This is a genomic window from Promicromonospora vindobonensis, assembly GCF_042685865.1.
Classification (GTDB): Bacteria; Actinomycetota; Actinomycetes; order Actinomycetales; family Cellulomonadaceae; genus Promicromonospora; species Promicromonospora vindobonensis.
Window position 1 is genome coordinate 2977550 of sequence record NZ_JBHUOG010000002.1, and the last position, 22308, is coordinate 2999857.

At 71.6% G+C, this 22308-nt stretch carries 16 protein-coding genes; 12 read left to right on the top strand and 4 right to left on the bottom strand.

Annotated features, from left to right (window positions below):
• Window positions 1–42: 42 nt before the first annotated feature.
• On the bottom strand, window positions 43–1011 hold the full coding sequence (locus tag ACFS27_RS26545; RefSeq protein ID WP_377189953.1) for a general stress protein: 969 nt from the start codon (window positions 1009–1011) through the stop codon (window positions 43–45).
• A gap of 73 nt (window positions 1012–1084) precedes the next feature.
• On the opposite strand from ACFS27_RS26545, the gene ACFS27_RS26550 reads away from it, so the two are divergent.
• Both ACFS27_RS26550 and ACFS27_RS26555 read left to right on the top strand, forming a co-directional pair.
• Window positions 1085–2404 carry a magnesium transporter MgtE N-terminal domain-containing protein gene (locus ACFS27_RS26550; protein WP_377189955.1) on the top strand — a complete coding sequence of 440 codons (1320 nt, stop codon included), beginning with the start codon at window positions 1085–1087 and terminating at the stop codon, window positions 2402–2404.
• Window positions 2397–2939 (top strand): DUF1003 domain-containing protein, encoded by a 543-nt coding sequence (locus ACFS27_RS26555; protein ID WP_377189957.1) that lies wholly within the window; start codon window positions 2397–2399, stop codon window positions 2937–2939. Before ACFS27_RS26550 ends, ACFS27_RS26555 begins: the two co-directional genes overlap by 8 nt.
• Window positions 2940–3083: 144 nt before the next feature.
• On the opposite strand, the gene ACFS27_RS26560 is transcribed toward ACFS27_RS26555, so the two are convergent.
• Window positions 3084–5078: a hypothetical protein gene (locus tag ACFS27_RS26560; RefSeq protein WP_377189959.1), complete on the bottom strand. Its 1995-nt coding sequence runs from the start codon at window positions 5076–5078 to the stop codon at window positions 3084–3086.
• Window positions 5079–5196: 118 nt separating this feature from the next.
• Between ACFS27_RS26560 and ACFS27_RS26565 the strand changes: the two genes are divergently transcribed.
• From ACFS27_RS26565 to ACFS27_RS26580, 4 genes are all read left to right on the top strand, one after another.
• Entirely contained in the window at window positions 5197–6336 is a 1140-nt protein-coding gene (locus tag ACFS27_RS26565) for an Mrp/NBP35 family ATP-binding protein (RefSeq protein ID WP_377189961.1), read from the top strand.
• A gap of 152 nt (window positions 6337–6488) precedes the next feature.
• Window positions 6489–8576: a choline BCCT transporter BetT gene (betT, locus tag ACFS27_RS26570; RefSeq protein WP_377189963.1), complete on the top strand. Its 2088-nt coding sequence runs from the start codon at window positions 6489–6491 to the stop codon at window positions 8574–8576.
• A gap of 37 nt (window positions 8577–8613) precedes the next feature.
• Window positions 8614–10098 (top strand): aldehyde dehydrogenase family protein, encoded by a 1485-nt coding sequence (locus ACFS27_RS26575; RefSeq protein ID WP_377189965.1) that lies wholly within the window; start codon window positions 8614–8616, stop codon window positions 10096–10098.
• The gene (locus ACFS27_RS26580; RefSeq protein ID WP_377189967.1) at window positions 10091–11701 is read left to right on the top strand and encodes a GMC family oxidoreductase; all 1611 of its coding nucleotides are present in this window, start codon (window positions 10091–10093) and stop codon (window positions 11699–11701) included. Before ACFS27_RS26575 ends, ACFS27_RS26580 begins: the two co-directional genes overlap by 8 nt.
• Before the next feature lie 98 nt (window positions 11702–11799).
• Here the strand turns inward: ACFS27_RS26580 and ACFS27_RS26585 are convergent, their stop codons facing one another.
• Entirely contained in the window at window positions 11800–13395 is a 1596-nt protein-coding gene (locus ACFS27_RS26585) for a TROVE domain-containing protein (protein ID WP_377189969.1), read from the bottom strand.
• 306 nt (window positions 13396–13701) lie between these two features.
• A complete protein-coding gene (locus ACFS27_RS26590) occupies window positions 13702–14691 on the bottom strand; it encodes an NAD-dependent epimerase/dehydratase family protein (protein WP_377189971.1) in 990 nt (329 codons plus the stop codon).
• Window positions 14692–15279: 588 nt separating this feature from the next.
• Between ACFS27_RS26590 and ACFS27_RS26595 the strand changes: the two genes are divergently transcribed.
• From ACFS27_RS26595 to ACFS27_RS26620, 6 genes are all read left to right on the top strand, one after another.
• Window positions 15280–15651, top strand: a complete 372-nt coding sequence (locus ACFS27_RS26595; RefSeq protein ID WP_377189973.1) for a hypothetical protein — start codon at window positions 15280–15282, stop codon at window positions 15649–15651.
• An 18-nt stretch (window positions 15652–15669) separates the two neighbouring features.
• Complete coding sequence (locus ACFS27_RS26600) at window positions 15670–17748, top strand: beta-galactosidase (protein ID WP_377189975.1); 2079 nt, start codon at window positions 15670–15672, stop codon at window positions 17746–17748.
• Between the two features lie 21 nt (window positions 17749–17769).
• Window positions 17770–19002, top strand: coding sequence for a galactokinase (gene galK / locus ACFS27_RS26605; RefSeq protein ID WP_377189977.1), 1233 nt, complete (start codon window positions 17770–17772; stop codon window positions 19000–19002).
• Window positions 19003–19275: 273 nt separating this feature from the next.
• On the top strand, window positions 19276–20358 hold the full coding sequence (locus ACFS27_RS26610; RefSeq protein WP_377189979.1) for a secretion protein HlyD: 1083 nt from the start codon (window positions 19276–19278) through the stop codon (window positions 20356–20358).
• Complete coding sequence (locus ACFS27_RS26615; protein WP_377189981.1) at window positions 20355–21125, top strand: ABC transporter ATP-binding protein; 771 nt, start codon at window positions 20355–20357, stop codon at window positions 21123–21125. The genes ACFS27_RS26610 and ACFS27_RS26615 overlap by 4 nt, the downstream gene beginning before the upstream one ends.
• A complete protein-coding gene (locus ACFS27_RS26620) occupies window positions 21122–22300 on the top strand; it encodes an ABC transporter permease (RefSeq protein WP_377189983.1) in 1179 nt (392 codons plus the stop codon). The genes ACFS27_RS26615 and ACFS27_RS26620 overlap by 4 nt, the downstream gene beginning before the upstream one ends.
• The last annotated feature ends 8 nt before the right edge of the window (window positions 22301–22308 follow it).

Consider the following 22308-nt stretch of genomic DNA (forward strand, 5'->3'; position numbering starts at 1 on the left):
TTCACATGACCGAAGTCAGTGCCGGCATGGGCACGCGGTGTGCTACTTCTGGTCGTCGTTCGGCGGCGCGTACGGGTTCGTGTAGCGGGTGCGCGACGTGGGCGAGTCGTCCGGGCTGCTCGTCGTGTCCTGGCCCTGGTCGCCCGGAGCGGGTGCTGCCTGGTCGGGCGAGGTCGGCGGTACCGCCTGCGGGTCTGCCGGAGCGTCCGGGGCCTGCGCCCCCGACGGCGGCGCGTCGACCGGCGCGTCAGCCGGTGCACCCGATGGAGCGCCGGGGGACGGCGCACCGGCAGGTGCACCCGACGGCGTCTCGGTCGGCGCCGCTGCACCCACACCCGGCCGCATCGCGCCGTACCGGGGCTCACCCGTCGACGTGACCCAGCGCGGGTCGGTCGGGCGGGCGGGCGGGCCGGCCGGCTGCGTGGGATCGGCACCCGGCGCCTGAGCACCGGGGCCCTGAGCGACCGGTGCGTGCGGGGCCGTGGGAGCCGGGACTCCCACCGTGGCGTTACCGCGCGACTTGCCCAGCCCGCTCGGCGAGCGCATCAGGAGCGCCCGCGCGTCGCTCGCGTGCTCGTGGCCACAGAGGATCGCGTAGGTAGCGGCCACGATCTGCGACGACGACGTGAAGTCCCGCCGCCCGCGGGTGAACGTGTACGACAGGATCGAGAACAGCAGGCCGAAGCCTGCACCGAGCGCGATACCGGCGAACATCACCTGGAAGCCCGCCTCGCCCGCGAACAGCGTGATCAGCAACCCCACGAAGAAACCGAACCAGGCGCCGGAGAGAGCGCCCGCGAGCGCCACCCGGCCGTACGTGAGGCGCCCCGTGACGCGCTCGACCATGCGCAGGTCGGTGCCCACGATGGTGACGTTCTCGACGGGGAACTTGTTGTCGGAGAGGTAGTCGACTGCTTTCTGCGCCTCCAGGTAGGTGGAGTACGCGGCGACCTCGTCGCCGGCCGGCAGGGTCGGGACCTTCGGGACGGCACCCGGGCGAGACATGCTCATACCCCATAGTCTCCCCTACCTTGTCGCTGGTGGCGAGGAGCGTGCCACAGGAGCGGGCCGTAGGCTGACCAGCGTGAGCGCCAGCACCAGGGTTTTCGTCGCACGCCTGGCAGGCACGGTGGTCTTCGACCCGATCGGTGACCAGGTGGGCCGGGTTCGTGATGTCGTCGTGCTGGTCCGGGCCAAGGGCGCGCCGCGTGCGGTGGGTCTGGTGGTCGAGGTCCCGGGCCGGCGCCGTGTCTTTCTCCCCCTGACTCGCGTGACCAGTATCGACGCGGGCCAGGTGATCAGCACCGGCCTCGTGAACCTGCGGCGGTTCGAGCAGCGGACCATGGAGTCGGTGGTGCTGGGCGAGCTGCTGGATCGGCGCGTCCAGCTCAAGGACGGCTCGGGCGAGGTGACCATCGAGGACGTCTCGATCGCGCAGCAGCGCACCGGTGACTGGCTGGTGGACCAGCTGTTCGTGCGCCGCCGGTCCGCGCGGGGCTCGACCCGGTTCCGCCGGGGTTCGACGCTGACGATCCCGGTCGACGCCGTGCAGGACCTCACCCGTACGTCGGTCGAGCAGGGCGCCGCTCGTCTGCTGGAGGCGTACGAGGACATGCGGGCGGCTGACCTCGCGGACGTGATTCACGAGCTGGGGACGGAGCGTCGGCTGGAGATCGCCAGCGCGCTGAACGACGAGCGCCTCGCCGACGTGCTGGAGGAGCTGCCGGAGGACGCTCAGGTGGCGATCCTGTCCGGCCTGGACCGGGACCGCGCGGCGGACGTGCTGGAGGCCATGGAGCCCGACGACGCGGCCGACCTCCTGAACGAGCTGCCCGACGAGCAGGCCGCCCAGCTCCTGAACCTCATGGAGCCGGAGGAGGCGGCCGACGTCCGGCGGCTGCTGGAGTACGCGGAGGACACGGCGGGCGGTCTGATGACCACGGAGCCGGTGATCCTCGGCGCGGACGACACCATCGCCACCGCTCTGGCGCAGATCAGGAGATCCGAGCTGCCCCCGGCGCTGGCATCCATGGTGTTCGTGGTGCGGCCCCCGCAGGAGACGCCGACCGGCCGGTTCCTCGGCGTCGCGCACTTCCAGCGGTTGCTGCGCGAACCGCCGCACGCCGCTGTCGCGTCGGTGCTGGACGCCGAGACCGAGTGGCTGACGCATGACGCATCGATCGGTCAGGTGACTCGCCTGCTCGCGGCCTACGACCTGCTCGCGCTGCCGGTGCTCGACGCGCAGCGCCGGCTGCTGGGGGTGGTCACCGTCGACGACGTCCTCGACCACATCCTCCCCGACGACTGGCGGGGGAGCGACGACGAGCATCTCGAGTCGATCGAGGCGCAGTCCGCCCCCGCGAAGCGGCACCAGGCCGGCCGACGGGAGGCAACCCGTGGCTGACCGCTTGGACACGCCGCTCGCGCAGCGCCGCAGCCTCGTACCCCGGTTCCGGATGGAGCAGGACGCCGTCGGCAAGGCCACTGAGGGCATCGCCCGGTTCCTTGGCACGCCACGGTTCCTGATCTACCTCACGGTGTTCTGCGTCCTCTGGCTCGTGTGGAACGCGTGGGGCCCGGAGGGTCTGCGGTTCGACAGTGCCGCGAACGGGTTCACCGCGCTCACCCTGATGCTGTCGCTCCAGGCCAGCTACGCGGCCCCGCTGATCCTGCTGGCGCAGAACCGGCAGGACGACCGCGACCGCGTCACGGCAGAACAGGACCGACGGCGGGGCGAGCGCAACCTCGCGGACACCGAGTACCTGGCGCGCGAGATGGCGGCGCTCCGGATCGCCCTCTCGGAGGTCGCCACCCGCGACTTCGTGCGGTCGGAGATCCGCAACCTCCTGGAGGAGCTGGAGGAGAAGGACCGCGGTGACGATTCCACCGAGCCTCAGTCGCAGCGACGGTCGTCCGGCACCTCGGACCCGCACAGGTAGAAGTCCCAGTCGTTCAGGTAGAAGTCCCAGTCGTTCCGGATGGCGCGCTGCTCCCCAGCTTGTCGTGGCAGGGGACGTCGACCATCAGACCGACAACGCCCTACCTGGTACGCAACGAAGCAAAGTCGCCCTTGCGTGTCGTGGTCAGGGCTCCACGTCGTCGTGGACCACAACGCGCGACAGCTCGTAGGTACCGCGCGGCAGCTTCCAGTAGTGCAGCCTGCGCGCCGACGGCGTGTTGACCTGGAGCGACACCCGCCAGCACGTGGCACCGTCGTCGCGCTGGCGGACCGGGTCGTCACCGCCCGATCCCGTGCGCAGGCGGTGCACCTGCAGGCCGTTCATCTCGGGCGCGTGGCCGGTGAGCACCATGACCAGCGTCCAGACCACCCGGTCCCTGCTCACTCCCTCGACGTCGGCGAGGGAGCCGAGGAACCGCGGGCCGAGCGTGTACTCGGCCAGGGGGCGGCCGGGCTTCTCAGCGGCCGGGATCGCGCGGGCCCACTCGGCCAGGACCTCGAACCGGAGCTGTTCCTCGTCGTCGAGGAAGTAGCGGTCCTCTGGCTCCTCGACCCCGGCGTCGCCGAGCCGACGGCGCAGGCGTGCGGCCTCCTGCCGTGCCTTGCGCAGGGCCGTCCCCTGCTGCTCTGCACGCCGCTCGCTGCGTTCGAGCCGTTCCGTGAGCTCGCCGACCCGCCCGAGCAGGCGGTCGACCTCCAGCTCGACCTGGTGCCGCTTGACCTTGTCGTCCAGCAGCTCCTTCGCGAGCGCCGTCACCTGGGCCTTCGCCGCGTCGAGGGAGAGGCTGAGGTCGCGTGCCGCCTTGCCCGCCGGTTCCGCAGGGGACTCGGACGCCGCGGGTGAGGGCAGGGCATCGTGCCCGCCGGCGTGCCACGCGGCGACGTCCCCTGGCGTCGGGGCGCGCTGGCCGCCCGGGAGTGTCGGGACGGGACCGGTGTCGCCGCTGGACGCGGGTCGCTCGGCGCGCGCCCGGTCGGGGCCCGGTTCGGCGGGGCGGACGCCGAACAGGTCGGCGGGGGTTGGCGGGGTGCCGTCGACCCTGGTCTCGTGAGGCTCGGCCAGCGAAGCAGGCCTGATCTCGACGGTGCCGACCAACGAGCGGCGGGCCTCGACGGGCTCTGCCACGGGGAGCGGCACGGCCGACGGCAGCGGCGGCTCGAGCCACGGCGGCCCACCGGCCAGCAGCGAGATGGCCGGGACTGGCCGGTCCTCGGACTCGTCGACGTCGTCCAGCCGCAGTGCCAGGCCGTCGAGGGGTGCGGGCATCCGGCGAGCCGCGACCACCTCGCCGGCGGTGAAGAGGTCGCTCAGCAGGTCGAGGTCGTTGCCGGTGATCTCCGCGCGACGCACTCGCACGAGGACGCCGGGCGCCAGGGCGATGCGGACGGCATCGTGCTCGACCGCCTCGACCCTGCCGAGGACGACCTGGCCCACGCGGTAGGCGGCGTTCACGGCCCGGCGCAGCGCGTCGACGTCGGGCAGCATGCAACGGATGTCGAGGAGGCGGCGCGCCGGGTCGAGCACCCCGGTGACCCGCATGCCCGGGGCGAGCACCTGCCCCAGTGCGACGTCGGCGAAGACGAGCTCCTCGGCGATCGTGGCCTGGCCGCCGTCGTCGGTGCTGATGAGGGCCCGCGTGCCGAGCACCCCCAGCACCTTCCCGTCGGTGGGGGCCGCGTCCGGAGCGGACCGCGCCGAGCCGACGGTCCCCGCCCGCACCGCGAACCGCATGACGTCGCCGACCAGGCGGTCGCGCACGCGCACGTCCTCGTCCGCGGAGTAGGCGAAGTGCAGCGGCGAACGACGGGGATGGTGCACCCACTCCAGGTCCGTCCCGTAGACGCGGGACGCGCCGCCGTAGACCTGGGTGTCCGGCGGCATGCCCGACGAGAACGCCCACGACACGTCGCCCGTGGGGATCACGACCACCTCGGCGAGCCCGGCGACGTCGTCGAGCACCCGCTGCGGGTCCACGAAGGGGGCGTCGTGCCCTGCGGGCGTCGAGATGACCACCACCGGGCTGTCGCGGCCCGGCCGCTGCAGCGCGGCGGCGAGCTCGCGGGCCTGGTCCTCTGAGGCGACACGGCGAACTCGCGTGGGAACGCGTGGCTCGGTCATGGGGCCTCCTCACCCTTGGTGGTGACGCAGCGTACCGTTTTCAACGGACCTTCATTGCAAAGTCATGAAAGACCCCTCTGATTCCGGAGCACCTGGACCTCCCCCATAGGATCGAATCATGACCCCAGTCGACTCCCCCACACTCGAGACTCGGGTGCGTGACGCACTGACCGGTGTGCTCGACCCCGAGATCCGGCGCCCCATCACCGACCTGGGCATGGTCCGGTCGGTGGACGTGTCGACAAGCGGGCACGTCGCGGTCGGCATCGACCTGACCGTTGCAGGCTGCCCGATGAAGTCGACGCTGATCAAGGAGGTGACGGCCGCCGCGACGGCTGTCGAGGGCGTTGCGGGAGTCGACGTCGAGCTGGGCGTCATGACACCCGAGCAGCGCTCCTCGCTGCGGTCGATGCTGCGCGGCGGCGCGGGCGACCCCGTCATCCCGTTCTCGCAGCCGGGTTCGATGACCAAGGTGTACGCGGTGGCGTCGGGCAAGGGAGGCGTGGGCAAGTCGTCGGTCACGGCGAACCTCGCGGTGGCGCTGGCGGCGGACGGCCTGTCGGTCGGCGTGATCGACGCCGACATCTACGGCTTCTCGATCCCCCGCATGCTGGGCGTGGACCGGCAGCCCACCCGCGTGGACAACATGCTGCTGCCGCCCATCGCGCACGGCGTCAAGGTGGTCTCGATCGGCATGTTCGTGCCGGCCGGGCAGCCCGTGGTCTGGCGCGGGCCCATGCTGCACCGTGCGCTGGAGCAGTTCCTGGCCGACGTGTTCTGGGGCGACCTGGACGTGCTGCTCCTCGACCTGCCGCCCGGCACCGGCGACATCGCCATCTCGGTGGCACAGCTGCTGCCGTCCTCCGAGATCCTCGTGGTCACGACGCCGCAGGCCGCCGCCGCCGAGGTCGCCGAGCGTGCCGGGTCCGTGGCCACCCAGACGCAGCAGGGCGTGGTCGGCGTGATCGAGAACATGTCGTGGCTGGAGCAGCCCGACGGCACGCGGCTGGAGATCTTCGGCGAGGGCGGTGGCGCACGGGTCTCCGCCCGGCTCACCGAGATCGTCGGCAAGGACGTGCCGCTGCTCGGCCAGGTGCCGCTCGACGTCGCCGTCCGCGAGGGCGGGGACGACGGCACCCCCGTGGTCCTGACCGCCCCGGACTCCCCCGGCGCACGGGTGCTGGCCGAGGTCGCCAGGGGGCTCGCGAAGCGCCGCCGCGGCCTGGCGGGTCGCAGCCTAGGGCTCGCGCCGGTCTGACGCGCGACCACGCAGGGCGGCGCGCGGCCTGACGGCGGCGGGCATAATCTCGACTTCGGCAGGGCCGCTCCGGTACACCACCGGTCGGCGGCAGGTGAAAATTCATCGAGTTGTACGGTGGGCAGCGCCCAGAGCCCTCGACGAAGGAAAACATGAGCACCCCGGCGAAGACCGAGCACCTGCCCGCAGCAGCCGACGGCCCGTCCGACGGGCGACGACGGCACAGCGGTATCAATCCAACGGTGTTCTTCGGGTCGGCGACGCTGATCCTCGTGGTCGGCCTGGTGGCGATCATCTGGCCGGCGCAGACCGAGCAGTACATCGGCGTCGTCGTCGCCGGGATCTCCGACTGGTTCGGTGCCTACTACTTCATCGCAGCCGCCGCGTTCCTGGTGTTCGTCATCGGTGTCGCCCTGTCGAGGGCGGGCCGCATCAAGCTCGGCCCGGAGCAGTCCAAGCCCCAGTTCGGGCTCTTCACCTGGTCCGCGATGCTGTTCGCCGCCGGCATCGGCACCGACCTGATGTTCTACTCGGTCGCCGAGCCCGCGTCGCAGTACCTGGCCCCGCCCGTCGGCGACGGCGGCACCGTCGAGGCCGCCCGGATGGCCGTCGTCTGGACGCTGTTCCACTACGGCGTCATCGGCTGGGGCATGTATGCCCTGATGGGCATGGCCATCGCCTACTTCGCGTACCGGCGCAACATGCCGCTGAGCATCCGCTCCGTGCTGCACCCCCTGTTCGGCGACCGCGTATGGGGCAAGCTCGGCGACGCCGTGGACATCGCCGCGGTGATCGGCACCATCTTCGGCCTCGCCACCACGCTCGGGATCGGCGTCGAGATGCTCAACCGCGGGCTCTCCGACCTGTTCGGGGTGCCGATCGGCATCGGCGCCCAGGTCGCGCTGCTCGCGCTCGCCGTGGTGATGGCGACGCTGTCGGTGATCTCCGGCGTGCAGCGTGGTGTGCGGCGCCTGTCCGAGCTCAACGTCGTGCTCGCCCTGCTGCTCGTGCTGTTCCTCGTCGTCACCGGCAAGACGACGTTCCTGTTCAACGCGCTGGTGATGAACGTCGGCGACTACGTGTCCCGGCTGCCGGGCATGACGCTGAACACGTACGCCTTCGACGCGCCCACCGACTGGATGAACGCCTGGACGCTGTTCTTCTGGGCCTGGTGGGTGGCCTGGGCGCCGTTCGTCGGCCTGTTCCTCGCGCGCATCTCGCGCGGCCGGACCATCCGCCAGTTCGTGGTCGGGACGCTCACGATCCCGTTCGTGTTCGTGCTGCTATGGGTGTCGATCTTCGGCAACAGCGCGCTCGACTACATCCGGAACGGCGGTGCCGAGGGCGCCGCGTTCGGCGATGCCGCGATGAACGACCCGGCGTCGGGCATCTATGCCCTGCTCCAGCAGTTCCCCGCTGCCCCAGCGACCATCGGCCTGGCGATCTTCATCGGCCTGCTCTTCTACGTGACGTCGGCCGACTCCGGCGCGCTCGTCCTGTCCAACCTCACCTCCAAGCTGCACCAGGCGGGCGACGACGGGCCGATCTGGCTCCGCGTCTTCTGGGCGGCGGCCACGGGCCTGCTCACCATGGGCATGCTGCTCGCGGGCGGCATCTCGACGCTGCAGTCCGGCACGATCATCATGGGGCTGCCGTTCTCACTCGTGATGATCTGCGTGATGTTCGCCCTCTACAAGGTGCTCCGCACCGAGGGACAGAAGTTCGACACCCTGCGCACGGCCCTGCCCTCGAGCCTGTCCGGCCGCATCGGGCACGCCGGAGCGCCCGGCTGGCGACAGCGCCTCACCCGGCTCGTCAGCTTCCCGGACCGTCGGCACGCCCTGCGCTTCATCGACAGGACGGTCCGCCCCGCCCTGACCGAGGTCTCCGCCGCGCTGGAGGAGCAGGGCATCTCGACCTCCTGCACCGAGGCCCCCGTCGGCGACAGCGGTCTGCCCGCCATCACGCTCACCGCAGAACATGGCGACGAGGACCAGTTCACCTACACGCTGTGGCCGCAGGCGCACCCCACGCCGACGTTCCGCATGAACACCTCGGACCAGGACGACACGTACTTCCGCGTCGAGGTGCTGCTCGCGGAGGGCACCCAGGGGTACGACGTCACCGACTACGCCAAGGAACAGCTCATCGCCGACGTCCTGGACCAGTACGAGCGGCACCTGCTCTTCCTGCACGCGAGCAGCTCGCCGACGCACGACACTGAACAGATCGAAGGCTGACGACCGCACACCCGCACGTCCCGACCGGAGCACCACCATGAGCACACCGACCACCCTGTACATCGACGGCATCTGGGCGGCAGCGGCTGCCGGCGGCACCCGTGAGATCCGTTGCCCGGCGGACGGCTCGCTCGTCGCGGAGGTGTCCGAGGCGACCGCCGCCGACACCGAGCGGGCGATCTCCGCGGCACGGCGCGCGTTCGACACCGGCCCGTGGCGCGCCACCACCGCGCCAGAGCGTGGCGAGCTGCTGCATCGAGTGGCGGAGCTGCTCACCGAGCGGGCGGAGGACTTCGCCCGCGCCGAGTCCCGCGACACGGGCAAGCGCCTGGTCGAGAGCCGCATCGACATCGACGACTGCATCGCCTGCTTCCGCTGGTACGCCAAGGTGGCCGGCGTCGACGCCGGCAGGGTCGTCGACGCGGGCAGCCCGGACGTGCTCAGCCGTGTGGTGCACGAGCCCGTGGGGGTCTGCGGCCTGATCTCGCCGTGGAACTACCCGCTGCTGCAGGCCGTGTGGAAGGTGGCCCCCTGCCTCGCCGCAGGCAACACCTTCGTGCTCAAGCCGAGCGAGCTCACCCCCCACACCGCGGTCCTCCTGATGGAGGTCCTGACCGACGCAGGGGTGCCCGCCGGTGTGGCCAACCTGGTGCTCGGCGCAGGACCAGAGGCGGGCGCTCCGCTGTCCTCGCACGCGGACGTCGACATGGTGTCGTTCACCGGCGGGCTCGCTACGGGCCGCATCATCGCGGCGAGCGCAGCGGCCACGGTCAAGAAGGTCGCGCTGGAGCTGGGCGGCAAGAACCCGAACATCATCTTCGCCGACGCCGACTTCGACGCCGCCGTGGACAACGCGCTCAACGGCGCGTTCGTCCACTCGGGCCAGGTGTGTTCCGCCGGGGCGCGGCTGCTGGTCGAGGAGTCCGTCCACGACCGCTTCGTCGACGAGCTGGTGCGCCGCGCCCGGCAGATCCGCCTGGGCGGCCCGCTGGACGAGTCGGCCGAGACCGGCCCGCTGATCTCCGCCGCGCACCGGGACAAGGTCACGGCGTACGTGGACAGGGCTGTCGAGGAGGGCGCCGTCGTCCGGTGCGGCGGCGAGTGGGGCACCGGCGAGCTGGAGAAGGGCTTCTTCTACCTGCCGACCGTGCTCGACGGCGTCCGGCGCGGCAGCTCCGCCGTCGTCGAGGAGGCGTTCGGTCCCGTCGTCACCGTCGAGACGTTCGGCACGGAGGACGAGGCCGTCGAGATCGCCAACGACACGATCTACGGCCTCGCCGGCGCCGTCTGGTCGCAGGACGCCGGCAAGGCCCAGCGGGTCGCGAACCAGCTGCGGCACGGCACGATCTGGATCAACGACTACCACCCCTACCTGCCGCAGGCGGAGTGGGGCGGCTACGGGCAGTCCGGGTTCGGGCGGGAGCTCGGTATGGCCGGCCTGGCCGAGTACCAGGAGTCCAAGCACATCTACCAGAACCTGCGCCCGGCGGTGACCGGGTGGTTCGGAGACACCGATGACTGAGCTGCCCGCGAAGCGACCGACCGAGCAGGCCACCGCACGGACCGACGAGCGCTCCTTCGACTACGTGGTGATCGGCGGCGGTTCCGCCGGCGCCGCCGTCGCGGCCCGGCTCAGCGAGGACCCTGCGGTCTCGGTCGCCCTGCTGGAGGCTGGCCCGTCCGACGTCGGCGACGACGCGATCCTGCGGCTCGACCGCTGGATGGGGCTGCTGGAGTCGGGCTACGACTGGGACTACCAGATCGAGCCGCAGGCCCGGGGCAACTCGTTCATGCGGCAGGCGCGCGCCAAGGTGCTCGGCGGGTGCTCGTCACACAACTCGTGCATAGCGTTCTGGGCGCCCGCGGAGGACCTGGACCAGTGGGAGGCGCTGGGCGCGACCGGCTGGCGTGCGCAGGAGTCTCGCCCGTACTACACGAAGCTCGAGAACAACGACCAGCCCGGCGTGCACCACGGCCAGGACGGCCCCGTGCGGATCCGGCAGGTCCCGTCGACCGACCCGTGCGGGGTCGCGGTGCTGGACGCCTGCGAGCAGGCGGGCATCCCCCGCGTGCAGTTCAACGACGGCTCCACCGTCGTCACCGGCGCGAGCTTCTTCCAGATCAACGCACGGGAGGACGGCGTCCGCTCGTCGTCGTCGGTGAGCTACCTGCACCCGATCCTCGACCGGCCGAACCTGACGATCCTCACCGAGCACCGCGCCAAGCGGCTGACCTTCGACGGCACGCGGTGCACCGGTGTCGAGGTGCTCGGCCCGGACCTGATCCACCACCGGACGTTCACCGCGCGGCAGGAGGTGATCCTGTCCGCCGGCGCCATCGACTCGCCCAAGCTGCTCATGCTGTCCGGCATCGGCCCGGCGGAGCACCTCGCGGAGGTGGGGATCGACGTCCTGGTCGACTCCCCCGGCGTCGGGTCGCACATGCAGGACCATCCCGAAGGGGTGATCCAGTGGGAGGCGAAGCAGCCGATGGTCACCTCCTCCACGCAGTGGTGGGAGCTCGGCATCTTCGCGGCGACCGAGCCGGGCCTGGACCGGCCGGACCTGATGATGCACTACGGCTCGGTCCCGTTCGACATGCACACGGCGCGGCAGGGCTACCCGACCACGGAGAACGGGTTCTGCCTCACCCCGAACGTGACGCACGCCCGGTCGCGTGGCACGGTCCGGCTGCGCTCCCTGGACTTCCGGGACAAGCCGATGGTGGACCCCCGCTACTTCACGGACCCGTACGACATGACGGTCATGGTCGAGGGCATCAAGCTCGCCCGGAAGATCGTGGCCCAGCCCGCGATGGCCGAGTGGGCCGGACCCGAGCTGTACCCGGGACCGGACGTGCAGACCGACGAGGAGATCGCTGACTACATCTCCCGCACCCACAACACCGTCTACCACCCGACCGGTTCGGTGCGGATGGGCGCCCCCGACGACGACAGCTCGCCCCTCGACCCGCGGCTGCGGGTCAAGGGCGTCACAGGGCTGCGCGTCGCGGACGCGTCGGTGATGCCGGAGATCACGACGGTCAACCCGAACATCACCGTGATGATGATCGGTGAGCGGTGCGCGGACTTCCTCAAGGAGGAGCGGGCGGCGCTGGTCGGCTGAGGCCGGCCGGGTGCAGCCGGTGACGGCTGAGGGCCAGCCGGTGACCGCCGAGTGAGCCGACGGCACCAGGGGAGCGTCAGACCATCCTGCTGCCCGTCCTACAGGCCCCGCGCGAACTGCGAGATCAAGGACGGGACCGCCGCGTCGAACCCCGCGACGTCGAGCATCCCCGGGTCGGACGGGTCCGCGATCGAGAACTCGGTGGCTGTCATGCCCACCACCACAAGCCGCGCCGGGATGCCCGTACGCTCCCGGTACTGCCGCAGCGCCTGGTGCGGGTGGACGTCACCGTGCCACGTCTCGTTGTCCGTGTAGACCACGAACGTGTCGACCTCCAGGCCGCGCTCGGCCGCGTACAGCATCGGCTGGGCGCAGTCCGTGCCGCCCATCGGCATCTCGTCGACCACGCGCAGGGCGTCGTCGAGCCGGCGCCGCGGCGAGATGCGCAGCGGCTTCAACGCCGACGACTGCCAGCTTCCGCCGGCGCCCGTCGTGAACCCGACCGCCGACGAGTCCGGTTCGGTCGCGAGCTGGACGAGTGCCAGTGCCGCCGATGCCTCGCGGGCCGTGAGCGGCATGCCTGCGACGGAGACGCCCATCGAGCCGGACACGTCCACAGCGAGCAGCATCCGCTTCCCGGCCGGCTCGATGGCACCGAACGCCGCGTAGAACGCGGCATCCAGGGCGTCGACGATGCGCTGCGTCGGCTCCCACGAGCCGGCACCACGGGCTGACCGCCCCGACGCATAGGTCCGCTGCGCCACCAGCACACTCACCGGGTGTACGCGGGCACGGCGCAGCCGTTCGGAGTCCGCGAGCAGGCTCACGACCTCATCGGTGCGTCCGCCGACAGCGGGCAGCAGCCCGAGCCGGGTGAGCCGCGGGAGCTGACGCATCAGCGCCGTCGCGGGCATGCCGACATCGAGCAGGGCGTCCCACACGGCGGGCTCGGCGAGCGCGGCGTCCGGAAGCATCTCCCAGGTCAGGCCTGCCTCGCGGACGAGCAGCGACCAGGTCGCGGGATCCGTGGCCTCCCGCGCCTTGAGGAACCCTTCGACCAGGGCGGGAATCTGCGCGCCCGTGGTACCGCGGACCACCCAGTCGAAGGTCGCCCGGAGCGCTGGGTCAGCCGTGACAGGGTGCGCCAGACGCAACAGGTCCCGGTGCGACCAGCCCTCACGCTGCCGGTACTTGACCGCCTGGTAGGCGACGGCGTCGGCAGCCTTGGCCGTGTACCAGCCGCCGACCGCGCGACGCAGCCCACGGCCCCAGCCGCGGAACTGCTCGACGTAGCCGGCGAACAGGAACAGGTGCGTGCCGGTGCGCGCTACCTGGGGCAGCGCGGCGAGCGCGAGCGCCGCGGACTCGGGGACCGACGCCGCGTACGCGAGCGCGAACAGGGCCGGGTTCTGCTTGGGAGCGACACCGCTGGTCGACACCTCGACGATCGTTTCGACCAGCGTCGCCGGATCCGCGGCCGCCATGCGGGCCACGACCTGGGCGTTGTCGCGCGCCAGCGTCCCCGCCGCGGCGTAGTACGTGCCGCCGTCGACGCCGAGCGTGAGGAAGCGGCGCAGGCGTGCGGTGTCGTCGAGCACGAAGATGTAGCCGCCGGCGGAGTTCGCCTCCTGGCGCGGGTCGGCGGGCTGGTTCTGGGGGGTCCGACGGCGGTTGATGGCGCGCAGGACGTCCATGGCGAAAGCTCCTCTCGGGCGGGTCGTACCGGCGACGGACAGAAGAGCGGTGGCGGGCGTGCCCGCCACCGCTCTCTCGCGTGGAAGCACAGGCGGGCGTGTGAGCGACGGCCGAGCAGTCTCATGCTCTATCCGCTGAGCTACACCGCCCGTGAGCAGTGGCGGGAGTTGAACCCGCACCTTGAGATCCGATAACCGACCGTCTCCGGCCCACCCGTGCTACCGCAGTTCTGTTGTCGAGTCAGGACCCTAGGGGGCTGGTCTCGGACTGACCAGGCAATATCCGGAGGAACGCCGATAGCGAGGTCAGTGCCGAACAGCCGCCAGCACCTCCTGCTCCTCTTCGCGGGTCAGGCCCGTGACCTTGGCGTCCGGTGTGGCGCTCAGCCACACGAGGGTGTCGCGGGCGGTCTCGGCGAACGGCCGGATCTGCAGGCCCGCCTCCAGGGAGGACGTGACGTCGTGCGCCATGAAGCCGGCGTCGACCAGGTCGGCGGCCCAGAACGGGATCGACCGGGGCCCCGACCACGGAACCACCTCGTGCTCGGCGAGGACCTCCGGAGCAACGGCGACCAGCTCGGGATCGGCCCCTGCGCCGACGGCCACCTGGGCGAGCAGCTCCGACCTGGGCATCGGCGGGCAGACGGCGTCGAAGTCCCCTGTGGTGCCCTGCTCGGCCGCGGTCACGATCCACTCGGCGAGGTCGCGGACGTCGACGAGCTGGACCGGGTCGTCCACCGGCTCCGGGACCAGGACCGGCAGGCCGTCTCGCGCTGCCTCCGCGAACCGGGCCGGCCAGTAGGCGAACCGGCCGCTCGGGTCGCCGGGCCCCACGATCAGGCCGGGCCGGATCACGAGCGCCGCCGCCGTACCGGAGCGGACGGTGTTCTCGCAGGCCACCTTCATGGCGCCGTAGACGTCGGGGTCGGACCCCGAGTCGTCGTCGGTCTCGATGGGGTCGAGCAGCGCAAGCGTCGCCGGCGTGCCGCCGAGGGTGGCGGTGTCCGCGTAGACGTTGATGGTCGACACGAACGTCCAGTGCGCGTCCCGGAAGGCCGCCACTGCCTCGCGCACGTGCGAGGGGATACGGGAGACGTCGACGACGGCGTCGAACTGCGCGCCGACCAGCTCCGACGGCACCGCCTCCGCACGGTCCCAGCGGACGAGCGAGACGCCGTCCGGCACCCTGCCGCTCACGCCGCGGGCAGCGCACGTGACGTCGTGGCCGTGGGCAAGCGCGGCCTCCGCCACCGCACGGGACAGGAAGACCGTTCCACCGAGAACCAGGATTCGCATGGCCCCACCGAACCGCATTCCAGCGCTGGCGGCACCCGGATCTGCTCGTGGCGGATCTCCCGAGGGCAGACAGGTGTTAATTGCTGGCCAAGGCACAGTGTCGCGCTCTATGGTCCTGACTCGAGAACAGAACACTGGAACGAGCACGGGTGGGCCGGAGACGGTCGGTTACCACTCTCCATGGGAAAACGCGGGTTCGAATCCCGCCGGCGCCTTCGGGCGACGTAGTTCAGCGGCCTAGAACGTCAACCCGGCTGTCGCACACATGCCCACCTGTGCCTCGTAGAGCGGGCCGGAGCTTCTTCGGTTACCTGGTAGATGGCAGTGCGGGTTCGACCCCCGGCCCGGCAACGGGTTCTGCTCGGCGGCACAAGCCGCTGTTCCGGAGGGCACACACACGCCCGCTCGTCCACGTGACGAGAGAGGTGGCGGGCTGATGCCCGCCACCTCTTTCACGTCCAGCAGTACATCGATGCAGGGGACAGCACTCCAGTGCCGGGAAGCGTATTCCCACGCGCGCGTCGAGGACATACCGTTGTCTCGGCACCCACGGACGAAACGCCCCCGACCCTGGACAAGGAAGTCCTCATGACGCACAGCACACACTGCAGGCGCGCCCTCGCGGGCGGTGTCGCCCTGGCCGTAGCGCTGACGACCGCGGGCCTCGCGATCGGCCCTCCGGCAGCCGGTTACGGCGAGGCCGCGATCGAGCCCGTGGAGACCGACCTCGCGGGCAAGGACTGGGTCACAACCCACGCCACCAGCAACGACGCCGACTCCGGCCTGGCACTGGACGGCGACCGGAGCACCGCGTGGCGGCCGGCCGCGCCGACGTCGGGCGACCGCCATGGCCAACGGGACCAGGCCCTTACCGTCGACCTCGGCGAGCCAGGCACGTTCACCGTCCACGGAACCACGGAACACGGCCCCGTCGAGGCCACGATCCACGTCCACCCCTGACCCTTGAAAGGACCCCCTATGGCCGAGAATTCGCGGTTCGTGCCCGGACCGCAGTACGACGGGTGGCTGACCGGCGTCGAGCAGATCAGCTACGGCGGCGACTACAACCCGGAGCAGTGGCCGGAGGAGGTCTGGGCCCAGGACGTCCGGCTGATGAACGAGGCGGGCGTGAACCTCGTCAGCCTGGGCATCTTCAGCTGGGCGTTGCTGGAGCCGCGTGAGGGCGAGTTCGACTTCGCCTGGCTGGACCGCGTGATCGAGCTGCTCCACGAGGGCGGCGTCCGGATCCTCCTCGCGACGCCGACGGCGGCCCCGCCGGCATGGCTGTACGCCGCCCACCCCGACGCCCGGGTCGTGGACCGGACCGGCACGCCGATGGGCCCGGGCGGGCGCGGCCTCATGGCTCCGACCGCGCCGGCGTACCGGTCCGCGGCCCTGCGCATCACCACCGAGCTGGCCAAGCGGTACGGCACGCACCCGGCCGTCGCGGGGTGGCACGTGCACAACGAGTACGGCGCTCCCGTCGCGCTCGACTACTCGGTCAACGCCCAGCGCGCGTTCCGTACGTGGCTGCGCGAGCGGTACGACTCGCTGGACAGCCTGAACGCCGCGTGGGGCACCGCCTTCTGGGGCCAGCACTACGCGGACTGGGAGCACGTGCAGGTCCCCGCCGCCGCGCCCGAAGCGGTGAACCCCGCCCAGCAGCTCGACTTCGCGCGGTTCTCGGACGCCGCCCTCCTCGCCTGCTTCGTCGCGGAGCGGGACGCCGTCCGCGAGCACTCGACCGCTCCGGTCACCACGAACTTCATGGCGGCCAGCTGCCCGGCCACGGACCTGTTCGCGTGGGGCAAGGAGGTCGACATCGTCTCGAACGACCACTACCTGCAGGCCGCGGACCCACGCGGGTATGTGGGCCTCGCCCTGGCCGCCGACCTGACCCGGTCCGTCGCCGGCGGCAAGCCGTGGCTCCTGCTGGAGCACTCGACATCGGCCGTCAACTGGCAGCCCCGGAACGTCGCCAAGCGGCCAGGGGAGCTGGCCCGCAACTCCTTCTCCCACCTGGGCCGCGGCGCGGACGCGATCATGTTCTTCCAGTGGCGCGCCTCCCGCTCCGGCGCGGAGAAGTTCCACTCGGCGATGCTCCCCCACGCGGGCACCGGTTCGCGGGTGTGGCGCGAGGTGACCGAGCTGGGCGCGAACCTGGGCCGCCTGACGGAGCTGAGCGGCTCCCGTGTGCACGCGGACGTCGCCATGCTGTGGGACTACGAGTCGTTCTGGGCGCAGGACCTCGAGTTCCGGCCGAGCCAGGGCGCGCGCCACCGCGAGCGCGTCGACACCTACTACGACCGCCTCTGGCGCGACGGGCACACCGTCGACCTGGTGCGGCCGAGCCAGGACCTGTCGGGGTACAAGCTGGTCGTCGCACCGGCGTCGTACCTGCTCACGGCGGACGACGCCGCGAACCTCACCGCGTACGTCGAGGCCGGCGGCACGCTGGTGGTGAGCTACTTCAGCGGCATCGTCGACCAGAACGACGCCGTGCACCCCGGCGGCTTCATGGCGCCGCTGCGGGACGCGCTCGGGGTATGGGTCGAGGAGTTCCTGCCGCTCCGCGAGAACGACTCGCTCACCGTCGCGTACGGGGCGGGGGCCGCTGCGGCCGGCGCCGCGCGCCTCGGCACCACCGAGCTCACCGGCACGGTCTGGGCGGACGACCTGGTGCTCGCGGGCGCCGAGCCCGTCGGCACCTACGCCGACGGCCCCAAGCCGGGTGGCGCCGCGATCACACGGCACCGCCACGGCGCCGGCACCGGCTGGTACGTCTCGACGAGCCTGGACGTCGAGGCCCTCGCCCCGGTCATGGCCGACGTGTACGCGGGCGCCGGCCTGGCGCCGTCGGGCATCGTGGAGGGACTCGAGACGGTGCGCCGCACCGGGGAGGCCGCCGACTACACGGTGGCGATCAACCACACGGACGCCGCCGTGAAGCTTCCCATGGACACGTCTGCCACGGACCTGCTCACCGGCGATACGGTCTCGGGCGGCGCCGACATCCCGGCCGGCGCGGTCCGGGTGCTGCGCACCACCAACCGCTGACGTCGAGAGACAATGTTTCCCATGACTGAACCGCAGTGGCTCGAAGCCTGGACCGCCGAGGACGGCGCGCACCGGGTCGACGAGCTCTTCACCAGTTCGTTCGACGGCTCTCCCGAGGGCGTCTGGTCCGCCCCCGGGCGGGTCAACCTCATCGGCGAGCACACCGACTACAACGCGGGTCTGTGCCTCCCCACCGCCCTGCCGCACCGCACCTACATCGCGCTGCGCCCCCGCGAGGACGACCAGGTCCGCCTGGTGTCGGCGCAGGCGGAGGGTATGTGGGAGGCGCGCCTGTCCGACATCGCGCCCGGCGCGGTGAACGGCTGGGGCGCCTACGTCGCCGGCGTCGCCTGGGCCCTGACCGAGGCCGGCCACAAGATGGGCGGCTTCGACGCCGCCGTCGACTCGTGCGTGCCGTTCGGCGCCGGGCTGAGCTCGTCGGCGGCGCTGGAGGCCGCGGCGGCGGTCGCGCTGGACGCGGTAGCGGGCCTCGGCCTCGCGGCGTCCGACGCCGGGCGCGCCGAGCTGGTCGACGCGACCCGCCGCGCGGAGAACGAGATCGCCGGTGCGCCGACGGGCGGCCTGGACCAGTCGGCGTCGCTGCGCTGCCGCGAGGGCTACGCGCTGCTGCTCGACTTCCGCCCGGGCCTGAAGCCGCTGGAGTCCGGCGTGCCCGTGCCGTTCGACCTGGCCACGGCCGGCCTGACGCTCCTGGTCGTCGACACCCGGGCCGAGCACTCGCACGTCGACGGCGAGTACGGCGCGCGCCGCGCCGCGTGCGAGCAGGCCGCGAACCTGCTGGGGCTGGGCTCTCTCCGGGAGATCGCCCCGACCCTCGGCGGCATGGGCATCGACCGGGCGCTGACCGAGCTCGAGCCGCACGACCCCGACGGCGTGCTGCGCCGGCGCGTGCGGCACGTCGTGTCAGAGATCGACCGCACCGCGCGCTTCGCCGACCTCGTGCGGGACGGACGCGCGGCCGACGTCGGCCCGTTCATGCTTGCCTCGCACATCTCGCTGCGGGACGACTACGAGGTCTCCAGCCGCGAGCTCGACCTCGTCGTCGACTCCGCCATGGCGGCGGGCGCGCTCGGCGCGCGCATGACCGGAGGCGGGTTCGGCGGCAGCGCCATCGCGCTGGTCCGCCTGGCCGACGTCGACGCGGTAGCCCAGGCCGTCGCGGACGCGTTCGCGGGGGCGGACCTGACTCCCCCGGCGTTCCTGCTGGCCCCGCCCTCCGCCCCGGCGGCATAGCCCACCTCTTGCTGTGGGCGTGATCATTGCGCCTCGGACGGACGCAACGTCGCAACGATCACGCCCACACAGAAGAGGCCTGGGCCCGCGCTATCGCGCATCGCGGAGTAGTGTGTGTCGCGCGGCAGCGGGCCGGTGCCCCAGCGAGTCACCCGCTCCGCGCAAAGTCTTGGCTTCACCCCGCACTTTCATCCCGTCACTCCGTCGACCTGCGCTAATGTCCGCCGGGCTGCCAGTCCGCATACCCCAATGTCCCCGCCGCGAGGAGCCCACATGGGTGCCGTCCGCCAGTACGTCTTCCCCACCGCCCGGATCATCATCTGGGCCGTGATCGCCGCAGCGCTGGTCGCGCTCGCCCTCAAGGGCGCCGAGCTGGACCCGCCGGACGCGCTCCAGCCCACGGGCGAGATCACCGAGTCGGTCATCGCCGTCGAGAAGGGCTCCGTCACCAACGCGGTCACGGTGCCGGCCTCCGTCGTCTCCGACCCGCCCGTCGAGATCAAGGCCACCGCCGACGGCGTCATCGCCGAGATCGAGGTGGACGACGCGAAGGTCGGCAAGGACAGCCGCGTCCTGTGGATCAAGAGTGAGGAGCTCGTCGAGCCCGTCGTCGAAGTGGACGAGAAGACCGGCGAGGAGACCGTCACCGAGCAGGAGCCCAAGGTCACCTGGACCTCAGCCCTCGCGCCCGTCGACGGCACCGTCGACATCACGGTGCTCAAGGACCAGGCGGTCACCGTCGGCGAGGTCATCGGCACCGTCTCCCCCGGCACGCTGTCCGTCTCGGGCACGCTCACGGCCGACCAGCAGTACCGGCTCGTCGGGGCGACCGGGAAGGCTCAGGTCACGCTCAAGGGCGGCCCCGCGCCGTTCACCTGCACCGGGCTCACCATCGGCGAGGCACCTGGCGGTGCCGGCGGCGCCGAGGGCGGCAACGAGGTGATGGCGGAAGCCTCTGCTGAGGCCACCGGCGCCGTCAGCTGCTCCATCCCGTCCAAGATCAAGGCGTTCTCCGGCCTCGGCGGGGAGATCGAGATCACCAACGGCAACGCCAAGGACGTCGTGGTCGTCCCGATCAGCGCGGTGCTCGGCACGTCGCAGACCGGCAAGGTGTGGGCGGTCGCCAGGGAGGGCGCGGAGCCCAAGGCCCGCGAGGTGACTCTCGGCCTGACCGACGGCCTGCAGGTGGAGATCACCAAGGGACTGAAGCCTGGCGAGGAGATCCTCGAGTTCATCCCGGTCGACGACGGCACGGAGGGCGGCGTCGACTGCGACGACATGGCCGCCTACGAGCAGGCGTCGATGGACGGCGACATGGAGACGATGCAGGCGTTCGAGGAGGAGTGCTTCGGATGACCGCCATCCCGCTCGTCGACCTGCAGGGCGTCACCCGGCACGTCGAGCTGCCGAACGGCAGCACCCTCGAGATCCTCCGGGGTGTCGACCTGACGGTCGGGCCGGGTGAGCACGTCGCGATCGTCGGGCGCTCCGGCACCGGCAAGTCCACGCTCCTGAACATCCTCGGCCTGCTCGACTCCCCCACCTCCGGCGAGTACCTCCTGGAGGGCGAGCCGGTCGGGCGCCTGCGCAGCCGGGCCCTGGCCCGCCGCAGGGGCGACGACTTCGGCTTCGTGTTCCAGCAGTTCAACCTGCTGCAGGGGCGTACGGCTCTCGAGAACGTCGCAGCGCCCCTCCTGTACGCACGCGGCAAGCAGTTCTGGAGCCGGACGAAGCTCGCCACGCAGTCCCTCGAACGGGTCGGTCTGGGCGAACGGCTCGACACCCGGCCGGAGAAGCTCTCCGGCGGCGAGCAGCAGCGTGTCGCCATCGCCCGGGCACTCGTGCGCGGGCCGCGGGTCATCCTCGCCGACGAGCCGACCGGCGCCCTCGACGTCGAGACCGGCCAGGCCATCATGACCCTCCTGGACGACGCCGCGAGCGAGACCGGGTCCGCACTGGTCACGATCACGCACGACCTGGCGATCGCTGCTCGCGCCGACCGCCAGTTCCGGCTGGCCGACGGCGTCCTGGTCCCCATCCACCTCGACGCGCCCGCCGCGGTGGCCGAGAACGCGGCGGCCGCGACCATCGCCGTCGCCGAGACGGCGAGGCTGACCGCATGACCGGCATCGTCGGTGCGATCCTCGAGGCCTGGGACGAGCTACGGATCCACCGGGTACGGGTGCTGCTCGCCCTGATCGGTGTGGCGTGCGCGGTCACCGCCATCACCGGCATCACGGCGGCCGTGACGATGGTCGGCCAGGCCATGCAGGAGGAGACCGAGCGCATGTCCGGCCGGGACACCACCCTCCAGGCCTGGTCCATGGGCGGCGGGGAGATGTCGGCGGCCGAGGTGGACGCCCTCGTCGACGGTGTCGCAGCACGCCACAAGATCTCGTACCACTCCGTGCAGGCGACCGCAGACCTGAAGGTCCGTGGCGGGCAGAGCGGCGACTACACCGAGTGGTCGGCCGTCGACGTCGACAACGGCACCATCACCCGCCAGGACATGGAGGACGGGCGCTGGTTCACCGACACCGACACCGAGCGGCTGGCTCCCGTCCTCGTCGTCAACCAGGCCTTCCTGGACGCGTACGCCGACGGTGCCCCCGCCACCACGCACCCGACGGTGGTGATCGACGGCGAGACGCCGGTCGCCGCCACCGTGATCGGCGAGGTACCGGTGCAGTGGAACGGCGAGGGACCGCGCGCCCTGATGCTGTTCGACCAGGCGATGCACTGGTTCCCGGACCGGCTGATGGCCGACAGCTACCGGTTCTGGGTGCCGCCGGAGCTCGCCGACGAGTTCGCAGCGGTGCTGCCGCGCGACCTGGCTGCGGCGGGCCTGCCGTTCGACGTGCAGCCGCCGCAGGAGGACCCGTTGGTGATCGACCGCGTGCTGCAGTACCTGGTGCTCGGCGTGGGCGGGTTCGCGCTGCTCCTGGGCGGGCTCGGCCTGCTCAACATCGCGCTCGTCACGGTGCGTTACCGCATCCGGGAGATCGGCATCCGCCGGTCGTTCGGGGCCACGAGCGGGCGGGTGTTCTTCGGCGTCCTCATGGAGTCGGTGGTCGCGACGACGGTCGCCGGCGTGGTCGGTGTGGTGGTCGCCGTGGCGATCATCAAGAACATCCCGATCGACCGCATCTTCGGCCGCCCGATCGACGACCTGCCGGGTTTCCCCTTCGACGCCGCGCTGGTCGGCATGGCGTGCGCCGTCGGTATCGGCGCCCTGGCCGGCCTGATCCCGGCGATCTACGCGGTGCGCGTCAAGGTCATCGACGCGATCCGCTACTAGTCCTCCGC